This is a genomic window from Paenibacillus sp. SYP-B3998 (genome assembly GCF_010820665.1).
Lineage (GTDB): Bacteria > Bacillota > Bacilli > Paenibacillales > NBRC-103111 > Paenibacillus_E.
Window position 1 is genome coordinate 25,734 of sequence record NZ_JAAIKC010000015.1, and the last position, 20,046, is coordinate 45,779.

General features: G+C 46.6%; 21 protein-coding genes and 1 riboswitch. Of the genes, 7 read left to right on the forward strand and 14 right to left on the reverse strand.

Going from position 1 to position 20,046, the window contains the following annotated elements:
* Positions 1–100 precede the first annotated feature (100 nt).
* Both abc-f and GK047_RS29330 read right to left on the reverse strand, forming a co-directional pair.
* Positions 101–2,059, reverse strand: coding sequence for a ribosomal protection-like ABC-F family protein (gene abc-f / locus GK047_RS25210; protein ID WP_163952967.1), 1,959 nt, complete (start codon positions 2,057–2,059; stop codon positions 101–103).
* 104 nt (positions 2,060–2,163) lie between these two features.
* Positions 2,164–2,307, reverse strand: coding sequence for a hypothetical protein (locus GK047_RS29330; protein ID WP_205516976.1), 144 nt, complete (start codon positions 2,305–2,307; stop codon positions 2,164–2,166).
* A gap of 328 nt (positions 2,308–2,635) precedes the next feature.
* Here GK047_RS29330 and GK047_RS25215 point away from each other — a divergent pair, with 328 nt between their 5' ends.
* Positions 2,636–3,181 carry a hypothetical protein gene (locus GK047_RS25215; RefSeq protein ID WP_205516977.1) on the forward strand — a complete coding sequence of 182 codons (546 nt, stop codon included), beginning with the start codon at positions 2,636–2,638 and terminating at the stop codon, positions 3,179–3,181.
* A gap of 144 nt (positions 3,182–3,325) precedes the next feature.
* On the opposite strand, the gene GK047_RS25220 is transcribed toward GK047_RS25215, so the two are convergent.
* From GK047_RS25220 to GK047_RS25230, 3 genes are read right to left on the reverse strand one after another with little or no spacing between them, the layout of a single operon-like run.
* Complete coding sequence (locus GK047_RS25220; protein ID WP_163952971.1) at positions 3,326–4,237, reverse strand: NAD(P)/FAD-dependent oxidoreductase; 912 nt, start codon at positions 4,235–4,237, stop codon at positions 3,326–3,328.
* Positions 4,227–4,658, reverse strand: coding sequence for an RrF2 family transcriptional regulator (locus tag GK047_RS25225; protein ID WP_163952973.1), 432 nt, complete (start codon positions 4,656–4,658; stop codon positions 4,227–4,229). Before GK047_RS25225 ends, GK047_RS25220 begins: the two co-directional genes overlap by 11 nt.
* Positions 4,659–4,674: 16 nt before the next feature.
* Positions 4,675–4,851: a hypothetical protein gene (locus GK047_RS25230; protein WP_163952975.1), complete on the reverse strand. Its 177-nt coding sequence runs from the start codon at positions 4,849–4,851 to the stop codon at positions 4,675–4,677.
* Positions 4,852–5,017: 166 nt separating this feature from the next.
* On the opposite strand from GK047_RS25230, the gene GK047_RS25235 reads away from it, so the two are divergent.
* Both GK047_RS25235 and GK047_RS25240 read left to right on the forward strand, forming a co-directional pair.
* A complete protein-coding gene (locus tag GK047_RS25235) occupies positions 5,018–6,109 on the forward strand; it encodes a GGDEF domain-containing protein (RefSeq protein ID WP_163952976.1) in 1,092 nt (363 codons plus the stop codon).
* Positions 6,110–6,395: 286 nt separating this feature from the next.
* Positions 6,396–7,043 (forward strand): SOS response-associated peptidase, encoded by a 648-nt coding sequence (locus tag GK047_RS25240; protein WP_163952978.1) that lies wholly within the window; start codon positions 6,396–6,398, stop codon positions 7,041–7,043.
* Between the two features lie 39 nt (positions 7,044–7,082).
* On the opposite strand, the gene GK047_RS25245 is transcribed toward GK047_RS25240, so the two are convergent.
* Positions 7,083–7,508 (reverse strand): DUF1284 domain-containing protein, encoded by a 426-nt coding sequence (locus GK047_RS25245; RefSeq protein WP_163952980.1) that lies wholly within the window; start codon positions 7,506–7,508, stop codon positions 7,083–7,085.
* A 256-nt stretch (positions 7,509–7,764) separates the two neighbouring features.
* Positions 7,765–8,346, reverse strand: a complete 582-nt coding sequence (locus GK047_RS25250) for an NUDIX hydrolase (RefSeq protein ID WP_163952982.1) — start codon at positions 8,344–8,346, stop codon at positions 7,765–7,767.
* 278 nt (positions 8,347–8,624) lie between these two features.
* Between GK047_RS25250 and GK047_RS25255 the strand changes: the two genes are divergently transcribed.
* The gene (locus tag GK047_RS25255; protein WP_163952984.1) at positions 8,625–8,840 is read left to right on the forward strand and encodes a hypothetical protein; all 216 of its coding nucleotides are present in this window, start codon (positions 8,625–8,627) and stop codon (positions 8,838–8,840) included.
* Between the two features lie 18 nt (positions 8,841–8,858).
* Here GK047_RS25255 and GK047_RS25260 read toward each other — a convergent pair whose 3' ends face one another.
* The 5 genes from GK047_RS25260 to GK047_RS25280 all read right to left on the reverse strand — a co-directional run bounded on the left by GK047_RS25260 (position 8,859) and on the right by GK047_RS25280 (position 14,184).
* A complete protein-coding gene (locus GK047_RS25260; RefSeq protein ID WP_346010388.1) occupies positions 8,859–9,734 on the reverse strand; it encodes a polysaccharide deacetylase family protein in 876 nt (291 codons plus the stop codon).
* 95 nt (positions 9,735–9,829) lie between these two features.
* Positions 9,830–10,090: a YqkE family protein gene (locus tag GK047_RS25265; protein WP_163952986.1), complete on the reverse strand. Its 261-nt coding sequence runs from the start codon at positions 10,088–10,090 to the stop codon at positions 9,830–9,832.
* A 166-nt stretch (positions 10,091–10,256) separates the two neighbouring features.
* On the reverse strand, positions 10,257–12,035 hold the full coding sequence (locus GK047_RS25270; RefSeq protein ID WP_275901712.1) for an APC family permease: 1,779 nt from the start codon (positions 12,033–12,035) through the stop codon (positions 10,257–10,259).
* A gap of 152 nt (positions 12,036–12,187) precedes the next feature.
* A riboswitch (cyclic di-AMP (ydaO/yuaA leader) is annotated at positions 12,188–12,340 on the reverse strand.
* Positions 12,341–12,551: 211 nt separating this feature from the next.
* Positions 12,552–13,322 carry an EcsC family protein gene (locus GK047_RS25275; protein WP_163952990.1) on the reverse strand — a complete coding sequence of 257 codons (771 nt, stop codon included), beginning with the start codon at positions 13,320–13,322 and terminating at the stop codon, positions 12,552–12,554.
* Positions 13,323–13,437: 115 nt separating this feature from the next.
* Positions 13,438–14,184: an MBL fold metallo-hydrolase gene (locus GK047_RS25280; protein WP_163952992.1), complete on the reverse strand. Its 747-nt coding sequence runs from the start codon at positions 14,182–14,184 to the stop codon at positions 13,438–13,440.
* A gap of 130 nt (positions 14,185–14,314) precedes the next feature.
* Between GK047_RS25280 and GK047_RS25285 the strand changes: the two genes are divergently transcribed.
* Positions 14,315–14,743 (forward strand): Lrp/AsnC family transcriptional regulator, encoded by a 429-nt coding sequence (locus GK047_RS25285; RefSeq protein ID WP_163952994.1) that lies wholly within the window; start codon positions 14,315–14,317, stop codon positions 14,741–14,743.
* Between the two features lie 181 nt (positions 14,744–14,924).
* On the opposite strand, the gene GK047_RS25290 is transcribed toward GK047_RS25285, so the two are convergent.
* The gene (locus GK047_RS25290) at positions 14,925–16,667 is read right to left on the reverse strand and encodes an ATP-binding cassette domain-containing protein (RefSeq protein ID WP_163952996.1); all 1,743 of its coding nucleotides are present in this window, start codon (positions 16,665–16,667) and stop codon (positions 14,925–14,927) included.
* Positions 16,664–17,500 (reverse strand): ATP-binding cassette domain-containing protein, encoded by an 837-nt coding sequence (locus GK047_RS25295; RefSeq protein WP_163952998.1) that lies wholly within the window; start codon positions 17,498–17,500, stop codon positions 16,664–16,666. The genes GK047_RS25290 and GK047_RS25295 overlap by 4 nt, the downstream gene beginning before the upstream one ends.
* 121 nt (positions 17,501–17,621) lie before the next feature.
* Between GK047_RS25295 and GK047_RS25300 the strand changes: the two genes are divergently transcribed.
* Complete coding sequence (locus GK047_RS25300) at positions 17,622–18,230, forward strand: biotin transporter BioY (RefSeq protein ID WP_163953000.1); 609 nt, start codon at positions 17,622–17,624, stop codon at positions 18,228–18,230.
* A gap of 266 nt (positions 18,231–18,496) precedes the next feature.
* Positions 18,497–19,966, forward strand: coding sequence for an S-layer homology domain-containing protein (locus GK047_RS25305; protein WP_163953002.1), 1,470 nt, complete (start codon positions 18,497–18,499; stop codon positions 19,964–19,966).
* Positions 19,967–20,046: the final 80 nt, after the last annotated feature.

Here is a 20,046-nt window from a genome sequence, read left to right on the forward strand (position 1 = left end):
TAAATGATTTGGAGATTACTGTCATCTTGTAATTATTTACAATTCATTTGATTTTCACTCCTAAAAAAAACAAGAGGCATATTGCGCCCCTTGTTCTCTCTTACGATTCAATTCCCGTCTCTTCTACCTGCATCCAATGTTCATACAGCAGATTCAGTCGCTCCTGCACAACTTCCCGCTCCGCCCAAAGTCGACTGAGCTCATCCGCATCCGGTTCTTTTGCTCGCTCCTGCAGCAGCTGGTCCATGCTCACCAAGTTTTTCTCTTCCTCAGCAATGCACTTCTCTAACTGCTCTTTCCTCGGCTGCATCCCTGTCTTCGACTTTTCCCGCTTCACTGCTGGAATTGCAACCTCTGGCCGTTTGACGCAAGGGGCAGAAGCCGGCTTCACCTCGGAACCCAAGCTGTGGCTATAATTCTTTACTAACAGCTGCTTGCTCTTCTCCTTATAATCGTCGAAATTACCTAAAAATACGGTGATACGCCCCTGATCAAGCTCCCAAATTTTGCGTGACAGCCGATTCATGAAATAACGATCATGCGTTACTGCCAGAACTGTACCTGGAAACTCTTCCAACGCTTCTTCCAATGCCTCCCTGGAAGCAATGTCCATGTGGTTCGTCGGCTCATCCAAAATGAGCAAGTTCGGCGATTTTAAGACCAGCAGCGCAAGTCTTAAGCGCGTCCACTCGCCGCCCGACAGCTGACTGACAGGCTTGAATACATCAGCGCCATAAAATAAATACGAAGCCAGTCGCCCTCGAGCTTCTCCTTCTTCCAGCCGCGCTTCCTCACGGAAATAATCCAGTACCGTCTGCTTAGGATCTGTCGGATAGTCCTGCTGCGCTAAATAACCGATGTCCACTCTAGCGCCTAGCTCTAACGCGCCTCCGTCGGGTTCCTCTGTTCCAAGGATAAGCTTTAAAAGCGTCGTTTTGCCTGACCCATTATGTCCGACCAGCATGACTTTCTCGCCATATTCCAACAATCCGCTCGCCTGCTGCAAGATCGGCTTGTCACCAAAGCGTTTGCTTACTTCCTTGAAGCTAACGACCTTCCGGCCTGAACGATCTTCAGGCTTTAGCCCAAATTCCGCTGCTTTCGGGTCCAGAACAGGTCGCTTGAGCTTTTCCATGCGATCCAGCGCTTTCTGCATCGATGACGCTCTGCGGAAAAATTTCTCATTGCCGCCGACTCGGCCCCATTCAATCAACTGTTTGATCGTTTCTTTCATCTTCTTAATCTTCTTCTGCTGCTCCTGATAATCGGCGAACTGCTGAAGCAGCTTTTCTTCCTTCTCCTTCACATAGCCCGAATAATGAGTAAGATAGGTAGACGATTCTCCGTCTTCTAGCTCAACAATTTTCGTGACGACACGATCTAGAAAGTAACGGTCATGTGAAACGATGAGACAAGCCCCGTCGTATTTGCCGAGGAACTCTTCCAGCCATTCAACGCCAAAAAGATCCAAATGATTCGTCGGCTCATCCAGAAGTAGCAGATCAGGCTTGCCGATTAGCTGAGAGGCGAGGGCAATCTTCGTCTTCTCACCGCCAGAGAGCGAGGCAAATCTACGATCGTAACAATCACGCGCAATGCGCAGTCCCGTTGTCACTTGATCGATTCTCGCATCCAGCTCGTAGCCGCCTCCGCGCTCGAAACGTTCTTGCAGCTGCGCATACTGTCCAAGCAGCTGCTCTAGCTGCCCGCTCTGACTCGCCGCGTCAGAAATAGACATTCGCTGCTCCATATCTGTCATCTTCGCTCGACATTCCTGAAGCTCACGGAAACTATCCGCTAACACTTCGTATACAGTGCCTTCTTCCCACTCCTTGGGGATTTGCGCCAGATAGCCGATGCGCGTATCTTTGCGGATCGTAAGTTGACCCTCATCAGACTTCTCCATCTTGGCAATCAAGCGAAGCAAGGTCGATTTACCGCTTCCGTTGCGGCCAACAAGACCTACTCTTTCTCCTTGATGAACTTCAAACGTTACGTCTTCTAGAATGAGTTGAGCTCCATGATATTTTTTCACATTTTGACTATTCACAATTAACATATTAAGGATCCTCCTATGGATGGAAAGACCCTATCCCACATCGTAACAAAGCAAAAAGGCCGCAGGAAAATTCCCTACGACCTTTCAGATGCATCCGTCTGAGGTTAAGGTAGGCGTCTTTTCTTAAGTGGTGGTACCGTATGAGCATAAATGGACAGACTTCTCGCGTCTTTGCCACATACATGAACGATGCCAGCCATCGCAATGGGCAACTGGCTCACACGGTTATTCACCAACTCTAGATTCATCCTACCTTCACCTCCTTTTTTCACTTCTTTAAAATATACCATAAAGAGCCATAAATTTGCAATCGGCAACGCGTCATCTAGTCACGTCTATTCTCATGGCAGCGTTCAACTTACATCAAGAGGATTAATTTAGTAATAATTAACTATTTTTACAAGTTATTTTAAACTATGTATACTAACAATGTAATCAACTAACATGAATTTACATAGAAAAATGTCAACAAGAAGCGCGTATCACCGCAGAAAATCAAAAATAAAGCAATAACATATGGAGTACACTCAAGAGATAGAACGAAGAATACATTCATAGTGGTGGAGGATGAGTATTTTGGATGAAACGAAATTTAAAGAAGATTGGGTAGTTCATCTAAGAGTAGAAAGTCTTGCAATAAAACTACTGAGCAAAGGACTAAGCCCCAAAGAAGTACAAGCAATGGTGATTATTTCAGATGAATATAGTGAATGGATTTCTATTGATAGATGTTTTGAAACTAAATATCAAAAAAATTTCTACTATACTGATTTATTGGGTAGTATTGAATTCAAAAGATATGAACATAAACTCAAACAATTAGCAAAAATAGAAATGGGTATTCTAGATGATAAAACTGAGTTTATATGGGAATTTGAATACGATAGATTATTTAGTCAAATTGGGTTGAAAATACGTCCAGCAGAGCTAGGAAGTGAAATGGGAAAATTTAGCCAACTAATAAACCTTAATGAGCCACTAGGTTTATTGGAATTTTTATCATTAATAACTGACAACGCCAGTTCATTATTACATTTGGAGGAAAATACTTTAATCACTCTAAAGAATCAAAAAAATGAAATCGATTCATTTATTGAGAAATTCAAGGCATCTTTCGGCTAGGTAAAAGAAAGATATTTTATATACTTTAAAGCCTTCTATAATTAAAATTTGAGTCTTTGCTGTTATCCAAATCGTACTAAACATGTAAACAAACAAAAAGAGCAGAAACCAGACTAAGCGCTTGGAATCCTGCTCTTTTCTCTTTTAGATGAACTCCTTTTCTATTAAATCCGTGTTGACGCCAATTGCGGCTTTACTACCTTCTGCTGCTGCATTAATTAACTGAGCCGGTCCATTAACGGACATATCGCCTGCAGCGTAGACGCCAGGTATATTCGTTCTGCCGAGAACATCGGTCACGATGCCCAAATGTGTATTAATTTCACATCCAAGCGACTCGGCTATCGTAGTAGCCTGCTTCCATGGCATAGCAAGAAAGCCACCCTCCCGAAGTATCTCAGAACCATCCTCAAATTTGATTTGCTTTAAGAGACCATTGGCTCCTGCCAGAGAATGAATCTTTTGGTCATACACAGAGATTTGCTTTGTCTTAAGCGCTTGTCTTTGTTCCGGGGTCAATTTGTCGCTGCCATTGGTGCAAAGAATTACATCTTTACTCCAATTGGATACGACCTTTGTAATGCGGTAGGCATGCTCGGTCTCCGTTATAGCAACAAGCGGCTTATTTCTCAATTCCCAACCGTCGCAATAGGGACAACTGAAAATACTTTTACCATAATAGTCGCGAATGCCAGGGATAGATGGAAAAATCTCTTTCAACCCCGTTGCAAGAATGATCGTGCGAGCCCGATACGACTCTCCCACTTCTGTCACTAGTTCAAAAGTAATCTCTCCCTCATTTTCCTTAGTCACTTGAGTGACTTTGTCAGGTCGAAATTGCACATCGGGATATTTAGCGATGTCCCGATGCGCAATTTCTCGAAACTCGCTTGGTTTCACGCCATCTCTTGTGATGAAACCGTGAGACTCCTGCGTGACCGCATTTCTTGGCTTATTATCATCGAATAAAACCATCTTACGTCTTGCTCTCCCCAAAACTAGAGCAGCGTTTAAACCGGCAGGACCTCCACCAATAATGGCACAGTCAAAAATCATTTTTCAACGCCTCCTTTCGTATTGATGCTTGTCTATTTAATTGATCTGCAAGCTCGGCTATCGTTCGTCCCATTAAATATTTTTCCATCGCTTGCTCGGCATCCACCATCACACCTTGAATTAAACAATCTTGGTGTTCCAAACTGCACATGAATAAAGACCCTGAACCTTCAATGGCATTAATAATATCTAAAAAAGAAATATCCTCCTTGCTTCTGGAAAGCTTATAGCCGCCATTAACACCAGGAGAAGATTCGATCAACCCTGCTTTCACTAATTTGGTTAAAATTTTGGATAGAAACGTCGGTGACAATCCTTGTAGCTCAGCCATAGTGCGGACTCCTACCGCCTTCTCAACAGGTGCGGCCGCCAAATAAACCATCGTATGCAGCGCATAATTTGTTGCTTTCGTGTATTTCATATTACCCCCTTATTAATTAAAGACTAATTTTGTCTTTAATCATACCAAGGACGCCTTGCACCGTCAATATCGGGTAAAAAGAACATTCAGTCAAACTCCTGTTCTGAAAAAAACCAAAAATCCGCTTATTCTGCGATCCAGCAAGTTCATCCGTATAGTGATCCCATGCATGTTCATAACCTTGAACCGACATCGTCTTACTGAGAAGTAACTGCTATATTAGCCTCCTATTAATCTCATAATCAGTAAATCTTCTTGCCTAAATGGGGTATCTTTCTTTACAATATCGGTAAAGGTTACTACATTTGTCCACTTCGTCTTACACCGATTGCCAACACATAGGAAGGGGCCTCATCAAGATGGAACAGCTCCCGGTTAATGACAACATTTGGAATCGCAAGCTCATTCATATTTTATGGTGGATCTTGTTGATTTACGAAGTGGCTGCCATGCTTGGATTTTTCTTTGGTTTCTATAACCAACCGGATCATTGGTTTAACAATTTCATGGAATTTCAAGTCCTTCCGACTTGCTTGCAATTGATTCTCATGGCTTTCGGTTATATCGCCATTGCTTCCTTCAAAAAATACAGTGATTTTATCATGATTGTATGGACACTAATTATGCTCAGTATCTTCCTCATCACGATACCGGAACTCAGGACGAAGTATGAATTACTAGCCGTACCGATTATTTTATCTTCTGTATATTTTAAAAAGAAACCGATTATCTTTGCTTATAGTTTAGGGCTTTTATGCTTAGTGGGCTTAATAAGCCTGAACCTGTATCGTGGCATACCTCTGACTCCTAATCAGGTCATTGTTCCTGTTACGGTTATCACTGCTACAGCTTTCGTGTGCTTTGCCATTATGAACAAAGGAATCGATTTAATTCACTTGCTCAAGGATTCGGTCGTGCGTGAGCAAGAACTGCTCATTCGCAATGTGATGATTGATCGACTTTCTAAAATGGACGCTCTCACGGAGCTGTTTAATCATCGTTCTTTTCAAGAGCATACGGATCATCTGATTTCTCATATGCCTTATGATACTCCGCTGGAATTAGCTCTTATGGATATCGATAACTTCAAAAATATTAATGATACCTACGGACACTGGGTCGGGGATGTTGTCCTCAAGACAATTGGTATTACGCTCAAGGAGGTTCTCGGAACGGATGACATGGCCTTTCGTTATGGTGGTGAAGAATTCGCCGTTCTCTTCGTTGGGAAGAATCATGAGGAAGTACTGGCCTTATGCGAACAGTTAATGCAGACCATTCGTGACACTGAGGTTCCCGAAATGCCAGGTCATCAATTGACGATGAGCATCGGACTGGCCACCTACAACCGTAACACGATGAAAAAAGCATGGTTTCAGCTTGTGGATGAGTGCTTATATATGGCTAAACGCAGCGGCAAAAATCAGATTTATGCCCATATGACAGACTAAACCAAGCAAGTCCCGGAACGGAGGGTTCTCGGCTTGCTTTTTTAATATGCGTTCATGGAGCCACTTACCAATCTAGACACCTCAAACAACCGCCATAACCCTCCGAAATCTTATCGTATACACAAGAGGTAGACGACTATGAAGCCTAAGAGTCTGGTTGTTGATCACGTTTTATATCTTAGAGTAATTTTACGAAGCTGCTCTTCGTTTGACCTATCTTCTCCACCTCATACATGAAATTAGCTAATTAGGAAAATAATAGCCAAAATCAAGTGAGGTGGTAACTATGTGTACTTCAATATCCATGCTTGCAGACATATCCGAGCTAGCCAAACAATTTCAAATTGATCGTCTATTATCTTACAACTCCAACCGTTACGAAATTCGTCCTACGGAATCACTTTCAGCTGTTGTCGTCAACAGAAAAGGAGAGCGGCTTCTCGATGAGTTTCGTTGGGGGCTTATGCCTTTTTGGGCCAAAGATGCCGTATGCGGGGATCGTGATTCGATCTTCACCAATGAGGTCTTTGGACGAATTGTGAAGAAACAACGATGCGTTATTCCATCCAGCGGCTTCTACGTTAGCCGAACTGAGGGGAAAGAAACGGAATGGATCCGCTTCAAAATGCGCAGCGGCACGTTCGGCATTGCGGGGTTATACGATGTGTGGCATGCCCCTTCTAGCGATGAGGAGCTGCGTACTTGCATGATGCTCATGACGGAAGCGAACTCGCTCGTCTCTCCTTATCATGGCAGAATGCCCGCGATTCTGGATCAAGAACAGGCCAATCTCTGGCTGCAGCCGGAGATGAACGAGCCCCGCCTTCTCAGATCCCTGCTTCGCCCTGTTGATGACTTGCAAATGATAGCAAATATCCTCTCTTCTCCTGCTGAGAAAATGGAAGCCAGTCCAGATGTAGGCGTGCTTATATAAAAAAGCTGAGATAGGGCTCGTGCTTATGCACGGGCTCTATTATTTATTTGGAACGGGCGGTAAAGCTTCTCCCGCAGCAATCAGACGAACCCCTTCCTCGCAGACGCCATAAGGTTGCCATTGACAGGTAGCGCACAGATGGCCGATGTCGCTAGGCGCGACATGTTCCCCAACCTGCTTGCAGATGTCAGACCAACTTCGCTCCGTCCCAACTTTCAACCTAAGCTTTTCTACAATCAAAGCATCCCTTGCATACACCGTTCTTCCTTCGCAATGCGGTTCCTTGTCGGACGGGAAAGCCGCACAGAGATCATCAGGCCCAAGGACAATGCGAATCATTGTCTCCGGTTTATTGCGCAGTATTTCGTAGACAGAAGTCATATTCTCGCAAAATTCTTGGGAATATCCCATTCCCCTATAACCCAGTAAACAAAGTAGATGATGACCCCTCAGTCCAATCGTCATTGCTATCCCTCCTCTCTTCCCTTTTCTTCAACTTCTTTTAACCTAATGTAGATGATCCAGCCACAACAAATCAATAGATGATTTTGGCTATAGCGGAACCAGCATAGGTCTCGTGGTAGTATCCTTCTACGCCAATCGCGCTATCAACGCGGTCATCGCATGGTTGCTACTGCGAAAACTAACAAGTGTTAGGCCGGTTCTTCGACGTAAATAAGAAAAGCTGCCCTGACGCTAGGTCATGGACAGCTTTTCTTATTTATTTCCTGTCTGTACGATCATCCGGCACACGATACAATCCGTACCCCGCCATTGGAACGATTGGGTTCTCATCCACAACCAAGCCAGCAGATTCGGCATGTATGGCTACATCAATGAGCCAGCGTGTGAAATCTGCGACATTCATAGACGCCATCTCTTCGAGGCTGTAGAAACCAGCCGCGTCTACCTCTACTCCGTCGGGAATAGGCTCGCCTCCGACATATTCCATATCAAAAGCAATGTAGAGATTATGTATACTTCTCGGTAGGTCACGTAAAGCTACAATCTTAGTAACAACAGCTTCAACTCCCGTTTCCTCAAGCACTTCGCGCTGAATGGTATCGTGGATTAACTCCTGCTGCTCGATATAGCCGCCAGGATTAGTCCATCTGCCTTTGCCCGGCTCCTGCGCTCTCCGTACAAGAAGAAGCTTGCCTGCTCGCATCACAAGCGCTCCCACGCCAACGCTATAATTTCCCCAATGGACAAAACTGCAAGCTGTGCAGGCTCTCCGTGTTGTTCCATCCACATCTCTAGTCTCTAAAGCTGCCCCGCAGGACATGCAGAATTTAGCCTCCATTGTACGCCAACCCTTCTATCTCTTTCCTAGCTCGGCCGTATAGGACGTTTAGTTCCATGCGATCTCAATCCCGAGAAATTGGGCTATAATGCACGGATACTAACGTAGACTTTGCCGTAACTCTCCTTTCATTGTAACACGGATCGGAACATTTTCTGCTCTTGAATCGTCAGGTTCTTTCCAATGCTAACGCCAAGGCTCTGTTGTTCGTCGCGGGTAATTCCTTAACCTGTGGTACAATAAAAGAAATATTTCAACCAAGTAAGGGGAGTTAAACAATGGCTCGGAACCAAAGATTACTAACCGACGTTGATTTTCAGGAAGCAGTCGATAGCCAGGCAAGCGTACGCGTTTTTAAAGACGACCATATTGTAGATTCGAATGCGGTCATTTTAAGATTCAGCGCTACGATGGTAGTCGTTCAGACGCATGTCAGTGATTTGACTTATTACGATCGCAATGAGTGCGAATTTTTTGAAATGAAAAAACGCTAGCCCGCAGGAAGCTAACGTTTATTCTAACTTATAGGAAGCTAACTGAACGAAGCGAAAGCCCGCTTTTTGTAAGACCGGGATGGCTTTCATAACCCCCTCAGCGGTATCCTTCTCAGGATGGTTCATGTGTGCCAGGACGATAGAGCCGCTTCGCGCTTTGGTTAAAGCCTTGAAAACCTGATCGGTGTTATACGTAGCGCCGGCATCGCCAAGCACGTTATAATTGACCGCCTGAAACCCTAGATCATGCACAATATTTACGGCAACCTCATCATAATAGGCCGTGCCCGACCGAAAAAACAGCGGCCGTCGGCCTGTAAGCTTCTCAATTTTGTCCGCGTTGCCAGCGACTTCCTCGATTACGCCTTCTACACTTTGCGTCCCAGCTATGCCATAAGCCGCTTTGCCTTTAACTGATAAAGGACGATGCTCAGTACCATGGTTCTCAATCTCGAATAAGGGATTTGCCGCAAGCTTCAGAAATAGAGTTGGATTCGCGTCAATCCATCGGGCATTCACGAACAACGTGGCTGGAATCTGCTCCTGAATGAGATACTCAACCAACTTCTCGTCATAACCGCTTCCTTCCTTGCCACCGCAGGCATCGAAGGTGAGCGCAATAACGTTCTCCTTCGTTTGCAGCTGCGTCCTCACACCTGGTACGTGCTCGCCCCATTTCAAAGGGATCAGCGCGCTATAGCGGTTTTGCAGAGATGCCAACGATTGACCGTTGCTTCTATCCGGGTCAGGCTCTGGCGCGGAGGAGGTGTCGTTCGGCGCAGGCATCCTAACTGCCTCTGGTAGCGAAGTTGTCTCAGATGCAGTTACAGGGGTTGGTTCGATTGATGGACTGATCCTAGCGGGAGCGCTGCTTGGGTCAAGTTCTTCAGCCACACCTTGAACTCCCTTCTGTCCCCTGTTCATCTCACAGCCGGACACTAGCATAAAGCATAATAAAACGAACAGGAAACTTTGTCCTGTTCGTTTCTTCATTTGTGCTTGCGCCAATCCGCGCTGCTCTTGCTTAACAGATGCCCAAAATCATTCTCAAGCCGTTTCTCTTCGGCCTTTCGAGCAGCTTCCGCCTGCTCTAAGACGGCTGCCTTACGCGCCTGCTCTTCCGCTTTCATCGCATCTGACTGCTGCTTTAGCTTATTTACAATTTCAGGTCGAAGCAGATCCTTAAGCGTTGCCGGCTTATCTTGGGCAGAGGCATCTGGAGCTGCGGGCGACCACTTTTTCTTAGCCATACTATCACCTCAGTTTCTCCCCACATTATTCAAGAGGTTGCATGAAAAGTCAACGGTTTACTTGCTGATGACATCTTTATTTTACTTACAAGCCGTCATCTGATTCTGGAGAACGACGGGTCCAAGTTGGTTTCCCTATAGATCCCTCCAAATAAAACTTTCCATTCTACTCATGCAAGTGATACGGGACAGTTGCTACAACGATATCTTTGTCTGACTGCAGCTTCGCACGTATCCGTGAAGCAGATTGGTTGTGAAGCAGACGATGCCACCATTTTTTCGGCATAAATTGCGGTAAAATAACCATAATCGATTGGGTTTCAGATACATGCGTGTCAATTCTTTCGATGAATTCAGCCAGAGGCTTCACGATGTTACGATATCTGGATTTGAATACCACCAATCGAACACCGGGGTCCCACTTCTTCCATTTCTCTTCCATCGCCTCTTCATCCTCATCTGAGAAAGAAACGTAGAAGGCAATGACATTGGGAGAGAGAGACTTGGCATAATTGAGTGATTGAGCCACAACCCGGTGAATGCCTGCTACTGGCACAATAATTACGGGCTCTTTGGTACACACACGCTCTTGCTCGATGTCAATGCGCAGTTGCTTAGCCACATCATCGTAATGATTGCTGATCTTCGTTATCATCCAAAGCAATAGCGGGGTGACAATGATAACGATCCAGGCTCCTTCGCTGAACTTCGTGAAGCAGAAGATCAGCAATACGGCGAAGGAAACAATCGCCCCCAAGCCATTAATAAGAGACTTCTGAAACCAACCAGAGATGCGCTCCCGGAGCCATTTCCGCACCAAGCCGCTTTGCGCTAGCGTGAATGACAAGAATACACCAATCGCATAGAGTGGAATTAACCCGTCTGTTTTCCCTTTAAATGCAACTAACAGAATGCTTGCTAACACACCTAGCGTTATAATCCCGTAGTTGAATGAAAGACGATCTCCCCGAAAGGAGAACATACGCGGAAAGTTTTTGTCCTGAGCCATAATGGAGGCCAAGATCGGAAAGCCATTAAAGCTCGTATTAGCCGCTAGGGTCAAAATAAGCATCGTAGCTATTTGAGTCGCATAGTACATCGTGCCGCGGCCAAATGCCTGCTCCGTAACCATCGACAAAACCGAAGTGTGTCCCTTCGGGTCTGGCGCAATCCCGTAACCCAGCGCAAGCAAGGTCACACCACCGAAAATAATAGCCAAAAGCGTCCCTAGTGAAGCCAGCGTTCGCTTGGCATTCTTAACCGATGGTTTGCGGAAATGCGGCACCGCATCCGAAATGGCCTCGATCCCAGTCACAGCCGAGCACCCTGACGAGAATGCCTTTAGGAGTACAAATAAAGTTAAGGAGTTCGTCATCGAACTAGGCACAAGATGAACGGGCTGCGTATGCGCAGCTCCCGTTAACATATCGAAAATGCCTTTGCCCACTAACAAAAGAATACAGAAAATAAAAAAGTAAGTAGGAATAGCGAAGATCGTTCCTGACTCGGAGGTACCTCGTAAATTCAGCCAAACCATAACCCATACGAGCAGCAAGGCCAATGGAACAATGTAGGGGACCGTAATCGGGAAGGCAGAAGTAATGGCCTGAACCCCCGCTGAAATCGAAACAGCAACCGTTAGCGTGTAATCGATTAATAGCGAAACCCCTGTCAGTCTCCCCCACATCATACCCAAATTTTCCTTGGAGACCATGTAAGCTCCGCCACCCTGCGGATAGGCTTCAATCACCTGTCGATAACTAATGACCAGCAGCACGATTAATGCAATAATCGAAATGGCAATCGGCAGCGAAAAGGCAAACGCCGCGATCCCGACTGTCGCAAGTTCCAAGAGGATCTGCTCCGTACCGTAGGCAACCGAAGAGAGCGCATCCGACGACAGGATGGGCAGCGCTTTCCATACCTGCATTTTTTCTGATTCCATTTCGCTGGATTTTAGCGGTTTGCCAAATACCATTTTTTTCAATGAATCGCTGGTCATTCTTCGTAATTCCCCCAATTAATCAATGTACATCTTAAAATGCCCATTTTCGGGCACAAAAAAACACAAGGATAGACCTTGTGTTTAGCACACGTTCTCCTTCTCACGCTCGCTTACGAGGTTAGCTGTCGGATTCGGACCGCGAGAAATCTGCCCTAAGCGGTACACCTTGATAAGTACCTCTATTCACCCCATGAAACCTTCGGATCCCCCGCTTTTCTTACTAGAAAATTAAGCGAAATATTCAGTTGTGACGTACGAGTTGAATCTTACGCTCTTATCGTCACAGAGTAAAGGGTGGAAAAAAGTGAAAAACAGATATCACACCTTCACATTTACCCAATAATTCGCTTACAATCATGTGATTCTTTTATTTTCTTTGATTCTCTCGCGATTTCGTAAATACCTCTTGATTTTATAAGTAATATGCTCTAAATAAGGCAATTAATTTTATTAATATCAAAACTCTTTCAAACTAGCTTGTTCCTTGTCATGTAGTCTGCGCATACGGAAGCAGTTCATGCCTGTGACACCTAGCTCCTCCAACAAACCATAATTCGCCCAAGCCCCAACGACCGCTCCAATCCCAGGGATAAGCTGGAGCATTTTGCGAAAATCGATGGTGTCGCGATATTCCTGCTGGAGCTGCAACCAATCTACCTGATCCATGTAGGTAGTTGCTGGGGGAAACGCGCTTGCAATAGCCTGCCAATTGCGAATGGTGCCAAGTAGCGTAGACTTCTTGTTGGAACTTGAGAATGCAAGCTGAAACACATATAAAACGAAAATCCGTTCCCGGTAATCCTTCATGGAATAACCATAAGCATGGGCTAGCTCAAAGAGGAATTTCAGCTTAATGCCGATCAAGATCGGAAAGTCCGCTAAGCCAAGTAAAATCCCCCCTGCTCCCGCGCCAGCGCCTTCTGCTGCCGCTATTTTTTTATAGAGAGATAACAGTTCCTCCGCTTTGGCATCGCTATCCGCTAATGATGCTCCTCGCAGAGGCGCAGTCTTCGGCATATAATCCATACCCGTCAGTGTCGTTTGTACAATCCCCTTCACTGTGGCGGTTATCGTCTTGTGAACCTTGTCTGGAAGAAAGTTGTTGATCCGTGTTTGTACAGATTTTGACGCTTTCTCTATCATTCCTGGCTCTTTCTGCAGCTTGATTTCCCAGCGCCTTAGCTGCTTCTTCATCTGCTGCTCGTAAAGCGTAAGTTCGGCCTCCATAGGTTCACCACCGTCAATATTAGGTTATCGACAGTATAGTCTATGAAGTGCTTATTCTCAAAATGTTACGGGCATTAGCCAAGGTCACTCCAGGAGGGATACAGATTTAGTAAGCTTAAACCCACTCCCCGTCCTTCGGTATGATAACTTGAGGAAGCCGTCCGACAGCTTGAAGTTGGCTGTACAGATCCTCCCTTGTCACAAAACAATGATTGATAGCGTCCATGTGGACTGCCACGACTTTGGTGTATGGCGCATGCTCACATACTTGGATAATATCGTCTGCATTCATCGTGATGGGATCGCCAACTACAAATTGTGCGCCTCCTGCATTCACTACCGTCACATCTGGACGATAGTCATCGAGTGATTGCTCGACATCCTTGCACCAAATCGTATCGCCAGCAATGTAAAGTGTCTGTTCGCCATCCGTTTGAAATACGAAACCAGAGACATGTCCCATTTTAAGGCCAATCTCTCCTGTTCCATGCTGTCCGTCCGTACGGCTAATCCGAATACCTTGAAAGGTGATGGTAGATTCAACAGCGGTGACAGAATGAAAATCTTGGGAAGTCAGCGCTTCTTCATCGCCGGGCTGACAGAGTACGGGGATCGCTTTAGGCAATGCAGTCACTGCGACATCATCCCAATGATCAGGATGCAGATGCGTCACGATAACGGCATCCGGCCGAAGCCAAGTATCAATAGGTCCCGGCAACGATACGAGCGGGTTTCTCCGTTCATTAGCTGATCCAGGAATCGGCGGATTGGCTCCAGCCTCACTAAACATCGGGTCTATCAAAAAGGTTACACCTGCGTATTCCAGCCACAAAGTAGCGTTGCGAATCATTTGAATCTTCATCTTAAACATGCACCTCTTATCGCGTATTGGTCGTTCTGGTACAATTATAGAAAATGCTCCTCGATTCGCATACAACTTGGTGAAACGGAAAAGCAGCTTTTATTTTCATTTTGAAAGGAATTTACCGCAAATGAACTCATCGATGATCGATCCAATCGATCTACGCATACTACAATGCTTACTAGAAGACGCCACACAGCCTCACAAAGTGATTGGAGAACTCGTCCACCTGACAGGTCAGGCTGTTGGCACCCGTATTCGCAGGATGCAGGATACGGGTCTTATTGAAGGGTACACCCTAAGGTGGAACCCCGATAAACTCGGACTAACCGTACACGCATTCATAACCGTCTTTTTGAGTTCTAACACCGCTCACCAAACGTTTCGGGCGTTCGTACAACAAAATGAGCAAATTATAGAGATGCATCGGGTAAGCGGCGAGGGCTGTTATTGGATGCGTGTGCGTGTAAGTTCCTCAGAACAATTGAGCGACTTACTGGATGCATTGCTGCGATTTGGCAATTACAAACTCAGCTTATCGATTGGGCAAGTGAAGTGAAGCATGGAATAAGAAGTGAAACATGAAATAAATAAAGCGTCAGCTCGAAGCTGACTAGACGCTGGAACGACAAATAGAAGCAACCCACTCTTCGCGCTAACCGCTTAAGTTGGTTGCTTCTATCTCGTTATTAGCTCAGGAGGGAATCGCCATTACATGATGAATAAGTGCAAAAACATTTTTAACCCCGTATATATACAAGCAGCCCGAAACATAGGATACCTCCGGCCACGAGCAACCCATCCGCACCTTGCCATTTCAGCGAATCGCTTTGACGGGCGAGCTGCTTCCCATCAATCTTTTTCATTTCCATCGCAATCGTCAGCTGCTCCGCTTTATAGAACATCGATAGCAGAAGCGGCACGACTAATGCAGGGATATCCCTCGTTCTCACCCTTCCCGGACGTAAGGCAGCTTTGCCTCTTGCCCGTACAATCGTGGAAAATCGCTGCCATTCCCTTAAGATCAGCGGAATGAAGCGAAAAATGAGAGAAACTGCCAAAGCGAAAGATTCTACCGGTATTTTAACTTTTTTGAAATATCGCAGCGCCCAATTAAGGCCTTGAACCAGTTGACCATAAGGTGTTGTAGCGGCTAGCCAATAGCCGGCAATAACGACTATAAAAAGTCGAGACACATTCAGCATCGTGCTCCATGCTCTTTCTATAGAAAAGCCAATGGCGAACTGTTCATTAGCTGTCGAAACATCTAAGCCTGCAAGTCCTACAGATATGGCCATAAAGATAACAAAGGGCCATGCGATCTTCATCCCGCCGCGCAGGACCAAACGCGGGAGACCCACAAATGCGAGCGCCACGGGCAGGGCGGCTACAACAAGGCCAGTCCACTGCTGCTGCAGCATCGTTCCGATAACGAGCAGCAAATAGAGCAGCCACTTCGCACGCGGGTCCAACCGCAGCCATGCAGCCGGATTAGGCTGCAGCACCTCTGCGGACGCTTGCAGCGGCTCCGCTGCGTAGTCGGCAGAAACCGCCGTGCTGAGCCGCTCGGCTGCGCGCGCGGACGTCACCGCGCTCTCGCGTACGTGCGGCGACGCTTCGCCGCTGCTTATGCGCGCGACGCCTACGAGCAGCGCCGCTGCAATGGCTTCGGCGGCGAGCTCCGGCGTCAGCCGATCCGGCGTGATCGCGATGCCGCAGCGGGCGAGCGACTGCGCGGTCTCCACGCAGCTCGGGAGGCCGACACCCGCGCGTACGAGCAGCTCCGGCTCGCGGCAAAGCGCCGCAGGAGAGCCGTCTGCGACAATCGCGCCGCGATTCATCACAATGACGCGATCCGCTAGCGGGAAGAACGTGTCAAGATCATGCGTGGCGATGATCAAACCGCCACGGGATAGTTCTCTCTCGCGAATAAGGCGAAGTAATTCGCGAACGGCTGCCGCCTCTAAGCCAGCAGTTGGCTCATCCATGAAGAGCCAATCTGGGGAAGTGGCGAACGTCGTTGCAAGCGCGAGCCGGCGCTGCTCGCCTCCGCTCAGCGTGAAAGGCGAACGCTGCATGGCGAAGATCCCATGGGGATCGAAATCATCACAAGCAGCCTGAATTCGGCGCTCATTCTCTTGAGCCCCAAGTCGATAAGGGCGCAACGAATATGTGAATTCTCGACGTATATTGCCCGCGAATAATTGCTGCTCAGGAAATTGAAATGTCAATCCTAAGCGCAGCAAATGGCGCCTCTCTACCTTTCCTTTCTGCCACAGTGCTTGCCCGTCTAGTTGAATAGTCCCTGAGGTCGGTTCCAAAATACCTGCTAAAACTTGCAGCAATGTCGATTTCCCAGAACCTGTATGCCCAATCAACAGCGTGATTTCACCCTGATGAAGGGTTACGTTTAGCGCCTTCAATAGATGATTATTTGGATTTTCCGGCGTGCAAATATGAAGATTTCCCAACGCTATCGTCATGTACCCGACACCGCCTCGGCGAGTTCATCCGCATTCAGCGGCAAGTACTGAAGCTGGCAGCCCCGCTGCAATAAAGCTAAAGCTGTTTGAACAATAAAAGGAGGGTCTAGACCTAGCTTAAGACAAGGAGCTGCGGTTCCCGTTTCTATTTGACCATCCCCGTAAAAAAAAGCTATCGGAGGTCCATCAAACGCAATCGCCCCTCCACCGAAAGCAATCAACCGACTCGCCTCTGCGGCTTCTTCCAAGCGGTGCGTAATCCACACGATCGTCGTCCCCCGCTTATATGCAGCGCGTACTGCTTGAAGAACCTCCTGCCTTGCAGCAGGATCCAGCATCGCCGTAGGCTCATCGAGTACAAGCACTGCCGGGTTAGCTGCAAGCGCAGCGGCGAGATTAACGAGCTGCTTTTGCCCCCCAGACAAGCTGTTGAGCGTACGACTTATCGGGATTGATAAACCAACAGCTTGCAAAGCATTACGATAACATTCCGTTTGCTCTTCTGCTGACAAATGCTGTGTGTTCGGAACGTACTGTAGCTCCTCCTCTACCGTATCTCCAACAAACTGGCTATCAGGGATTTGCAGCACTCCACGGATGAGTGACTCTCTTTGTTCACTATAAACAAGCTGCCCGCTGGAAAGAGGGCACAATCCAAGCAGTACGCTGGCTAGCGTGCTTTTACCGCTGCCGTTGGGCCCCGTAACGACGATCCATTCACCTTCATGTATGTCGATCGAGATATCGGACCATACTTGTCTTCCTTGTCCCGCTTCCATGCTATAAACGACAGAAGCCTGCTGCAGCGATATCAATAAAGTGTTATTTGGCATATGTAAAATGGTCCTTTCACTTTCTAAAAAGATGTGCTATGATCTGAATTGTCAACCATTCAAACAATAAATTAGTTGACAATACATATTAACAATAACAGATACAGGAGCGATGAACAAGATGAAGTTAACACTTCGAGGCATTGTATTTAGCGCATTGTTTGCGGCTATTTTAGTTTTATTTAGTTTTGTCAGTATCCCTTTAGGATTTACCCCAGTCCCCATTACCTTGCAAACTCTTGCGGTTATGCTCGCTGGTGGGCTGCTCGGTCCCCGCTATGGTTTTCTCAGTATGGCTCTTGTCGTCGTCTTGACAGCCATTGGCTTCCCGCTCCTTCATGGAGCTGGGGGCTTGAGTATTGTACTCGGCCCCACAGGCGGATTTATTATGATGTTTCCTTTTGCCGCACTACTTATCGGGCTCGTATTACCTCGAATTCCCATGAATGGCGTCTTGGGCTACGTCTCTGCATTCATCGTGCTTGAAGTGCTTGGATCCTTACTATTGTATGTATCAGGCGTTCCTTGGCTCATGTATAAAATACCGACGCTGACTTTTTCCAAAGCGATGATTAGTTCCTGCTACCCATTTCTACCGGGAGATGCCATCAAAGCAGCGGTAGCCGCGCTTATTATTGCCCCTGTTCGCCAGGTATTTCCGCCCCATAGGCTTACAGGTTCAGTTTCACGCAGTATGGTGCAGCGCGAACAAGATGCACAAACAAGCTAATCGTTATACTTAAAACCGTAAAGGCCTTTCTAGAACTTGATCAAGTTCTGGAAGGGCCTTTTTTTCCAATTCATACGTTGCGTTTCAGTGATCAAGTTTAGAATCTTTCGAAGCAATCAGTAGCATTTTTACGATTTTGTAATGCGCTTGCCTGAATTTTTATTCGATTGTAATGCCCTACCGTGTAAGCTATATCTTGTAGACAACGAAGCGAAGACACAGCAGATTGTACAACATAGTTGAAATAGCGAAGAGGAGTGGTAGATATGAAAAACAATAAAAAAACATTTGCAGCCTTAACGATTACAGCAGCGGTAGGTTTATCCGCCTTACTTCCATTCAATGCGATGGCAGCGAGCCCATTTAAAGATACGTCGAAAGCGCCTTTGGTACAAACCGCCATTGAGCAATTGGCTCAACAAAAGGTTGTTTCAGGGTATCAAGATAATGAGTTTAAACCCAATCAGCCGATCACTCGCGCTGAACTCGCGAAAATGGTTGCCCTAGCGCTTCATGTAAGCTTGAATGCTTCCGCATCTAACGGTTTTAGTGATGTAACCTCAGCAGATTGGTTTCAGTCCTATGCAAATGCATTAGCAGCCGTAGGCGCAATGAAAGGCGAATCCGGTAAATTCCACCCGAATCAGACCGTTTCTTCCGATCAATTGCTCGATACCATCTCCAACGTACTTAAGGTAGATAAAACTGCCGTTCAGAAGCTTCCAAGCAGTGCTTCTCTTTCCAACGGACACTTAACCCGCGGTGAAGCCGCTCTGCTTATCTTTGAAGCGCAGCAATTAGCGCCAATCCAAGTAACAAGCATTCGCGTCCTCAATGGCATCACTTTGCAAGTAACGTTCTCTGCGCCGATTCCAAATGCAGACCTTGAGCTAGAAGCCGCTTCCAAAAACTTTGTTTTTGACAATGGCCTTACTATTTCTAACGTTCCACGCTTAAAAACGGGCTCCAAAGCGACTTATATCATTCCGACGCCAACGCAAAAAGCAGGAACAACCTATACACTGACTTATAAAGGACAGCCTGCCGGAACGTTCACAGGCAGTGCAGAGAAAATCGCGCTGAAATCCACACAGCAGGTTGCAAATGATATGTTTGAAATCGAATCCACCCTTGCAGATGGCGTCGCTGATTATGGATACGTCATTGCAGCTTACAGCAAAGGCCGCCCAGGCTCATTTATCGTAGATGAAAACAATACTTACAACGGTAAAACGTATCAAATCCTATCTTCCATGCGTATGCGTCAAGTTCAAATTACGCCAGAAGGCGGCGCGCCGATGACGGCTACTTACTCGCCATTTACGCAAGCGACAGACGGTAGACAAGCTCCTAAGTTTATTCTACCTAACGGTGAAACGTTCCATGCAGGCGTCACTTACAAGGTATCTGCCGACTGGGCAACGTTCGCAAATGCAACGTTTACAGCGAAAGAAATTGCCCCACTTGCGATTCAATCTGCCGCTGCGATCGATGAAAAATCATTCACAATCACGATGGCACAAGATCCGAAGGATGATCTGTTCGTGCTTCGTCGCTTAACACTTACAGCGCCAGACGGTACCGCTTTAACAGCCGAATACACACAATCCTCCCGTAAAGGTACGGCCGCTACATTTGCTATCTTAAACAAGGGGCAATTAACGCCAGGCACGACTTACACTGTTGCTCCTGTAGGAAACTGGGCTACAGCAGTTGGCGTAACGTTAACGAAATAAGTGTGAAGCACTCGAAAGAAAACGGCATCTGAAATCGATTTGCATTCTAAAACTAACGCCCCATGCTGGGCGTACAAAAA

Excerpts from the sequence above, each read along its gene's own strand:
- GK047_RS25250 (WP_163952982.1), bottom strand. The coding sequence starts at position 8,346 with ATGGAGGCTAAATTCTGCATGTCCTGCGGGGCAGCTTTAGAGACTAGA.
- GK047_RS25255 (WP_163952984.1), top strand. The coding sequence starts at position 8,625 with ATGGCTCGGAACCAAAGATTACTAACCGACGTTGATTTTCAGGAAGCA.
- GK047_RS25240 (WP_163952978.1), top strand. The coding sequence starts at position 6,396 with ATGTGTACTTCAATATCCATGCTTGCAGACATATCCGAGCTAGCCAAA.
- abc-f (WP_163952967.1), bottom strand. The coding sequence starts at position 2,059 with ATGTTAATTGTGAATAGTCAAAATGTGAAAAAATATCATGGAGCTCAA.
- GK047_RS25285 (WP_163952994.1), top strand. The coding sequence starts at position 14,315 with ATGAACTCATCGATGATCGATCCAATCGATCTACGCATACTACAATGC.
- GK047_RS25300 (WP_163953000.1), top strand. The coding sequence starts at position 17,622 with ATGAAGTTAACACTTCGAGGCATTGTATTTAGCGCATTGTTTGCGGCT.
- GK047_RS25245 (WP_163952980.1), bottom strand. The coding sequence starts at position 7,508 with ATGACGATTGGACTGAGGGGTCATCATCTACTTTGTTTACTGGGTTAT.
- GK047_RS25220 (WP_163952971.1), bottom strand. The coding sequence starts at position 4,237 with ATGATTTTTGACTGTGCCATTATTGGTGGAGGTCCTGCCGGTTTAAAC.
- GK047_RS25305 (WP_163953002.1), top strand. The coding sequence starts at position 18,497 with ATGAAAAACAATAAAAAAACATTTGCAGCCTTAACGATTACAGCAGCG.
- GK047_RS25275 (WP_163952990.1), bottom strand. The coding sequence starts at position 13,322 with ATGGAGGCCGAACTTACGCTTTACGAGCAGCAGATGAAGAAGCAGCTA.
- GK047_RS25230 (WP_163952975.1), bottom strand. The coding sequence starts at position 4,851 with ATGTCGGTTCAAGGTTATGAACATGCATGGGATCACTATACGGATGAA.
- GK047_RS29330 (WP_205516976.1), bottom strand. The coding sequence starts at position 2,307 with ATGAATCTAGAGTTGGTGAATAACCGTGTGAGCCAGTTGCCCATTGCG.
- GK047_RS25265 (WP_163952986.1), bottom strand. The coding sequence starts at position 10,090 with ATGGCTAAGAAAAAGTGGTCGCCCGCAGCTCCAGATGCCTCTGCCCAA.
- GK047_RS25225 (WP_163952973.1), bottom strand. The coding sequence starts at position 4,658 with ATGAAATACACGAAAGCAACAAATTATGCGCTGCATACGATGGTTTAT.
- GK047_RS25290 (WP_163952996.1), bottom strand. The coding sequence starts at position 16,667 with ATGACGATAGCGTTGGGAAATCTTCATATTTGCACGCCGGAAAATCCA.
- GK047_RS25235 (WP_163952976.1), top strand. The coding sequence starts at position 5,018 with ATGGAACAGCTCCCGGTTAATGACAACATTTGGAATCGCAAGCTCATT.
- GK047_RS25295 (WP_163952998.1), bottom strand. The coding sequence starts at position 17,500 with ATGCCAAATAACACTTTATTGATATCGCTGCAGCAGGCTTCTGTCGTT.
- GK047_RS25270 (WP_275901712.1), bottom strand. The coding sequence starts at position 12,035 with ATGGAATCAGAAAAAATGCAGGTATGGAAAGCGCTGCCCATCCTGTCG.
- GK047_RS25280 (WP_163952992.1), bottom strand. The coding sequence starts at position 14,184 with ATGAAGATTCAAATGATTCGCAACGCTACTTTGTGGCTGGAATACGCA.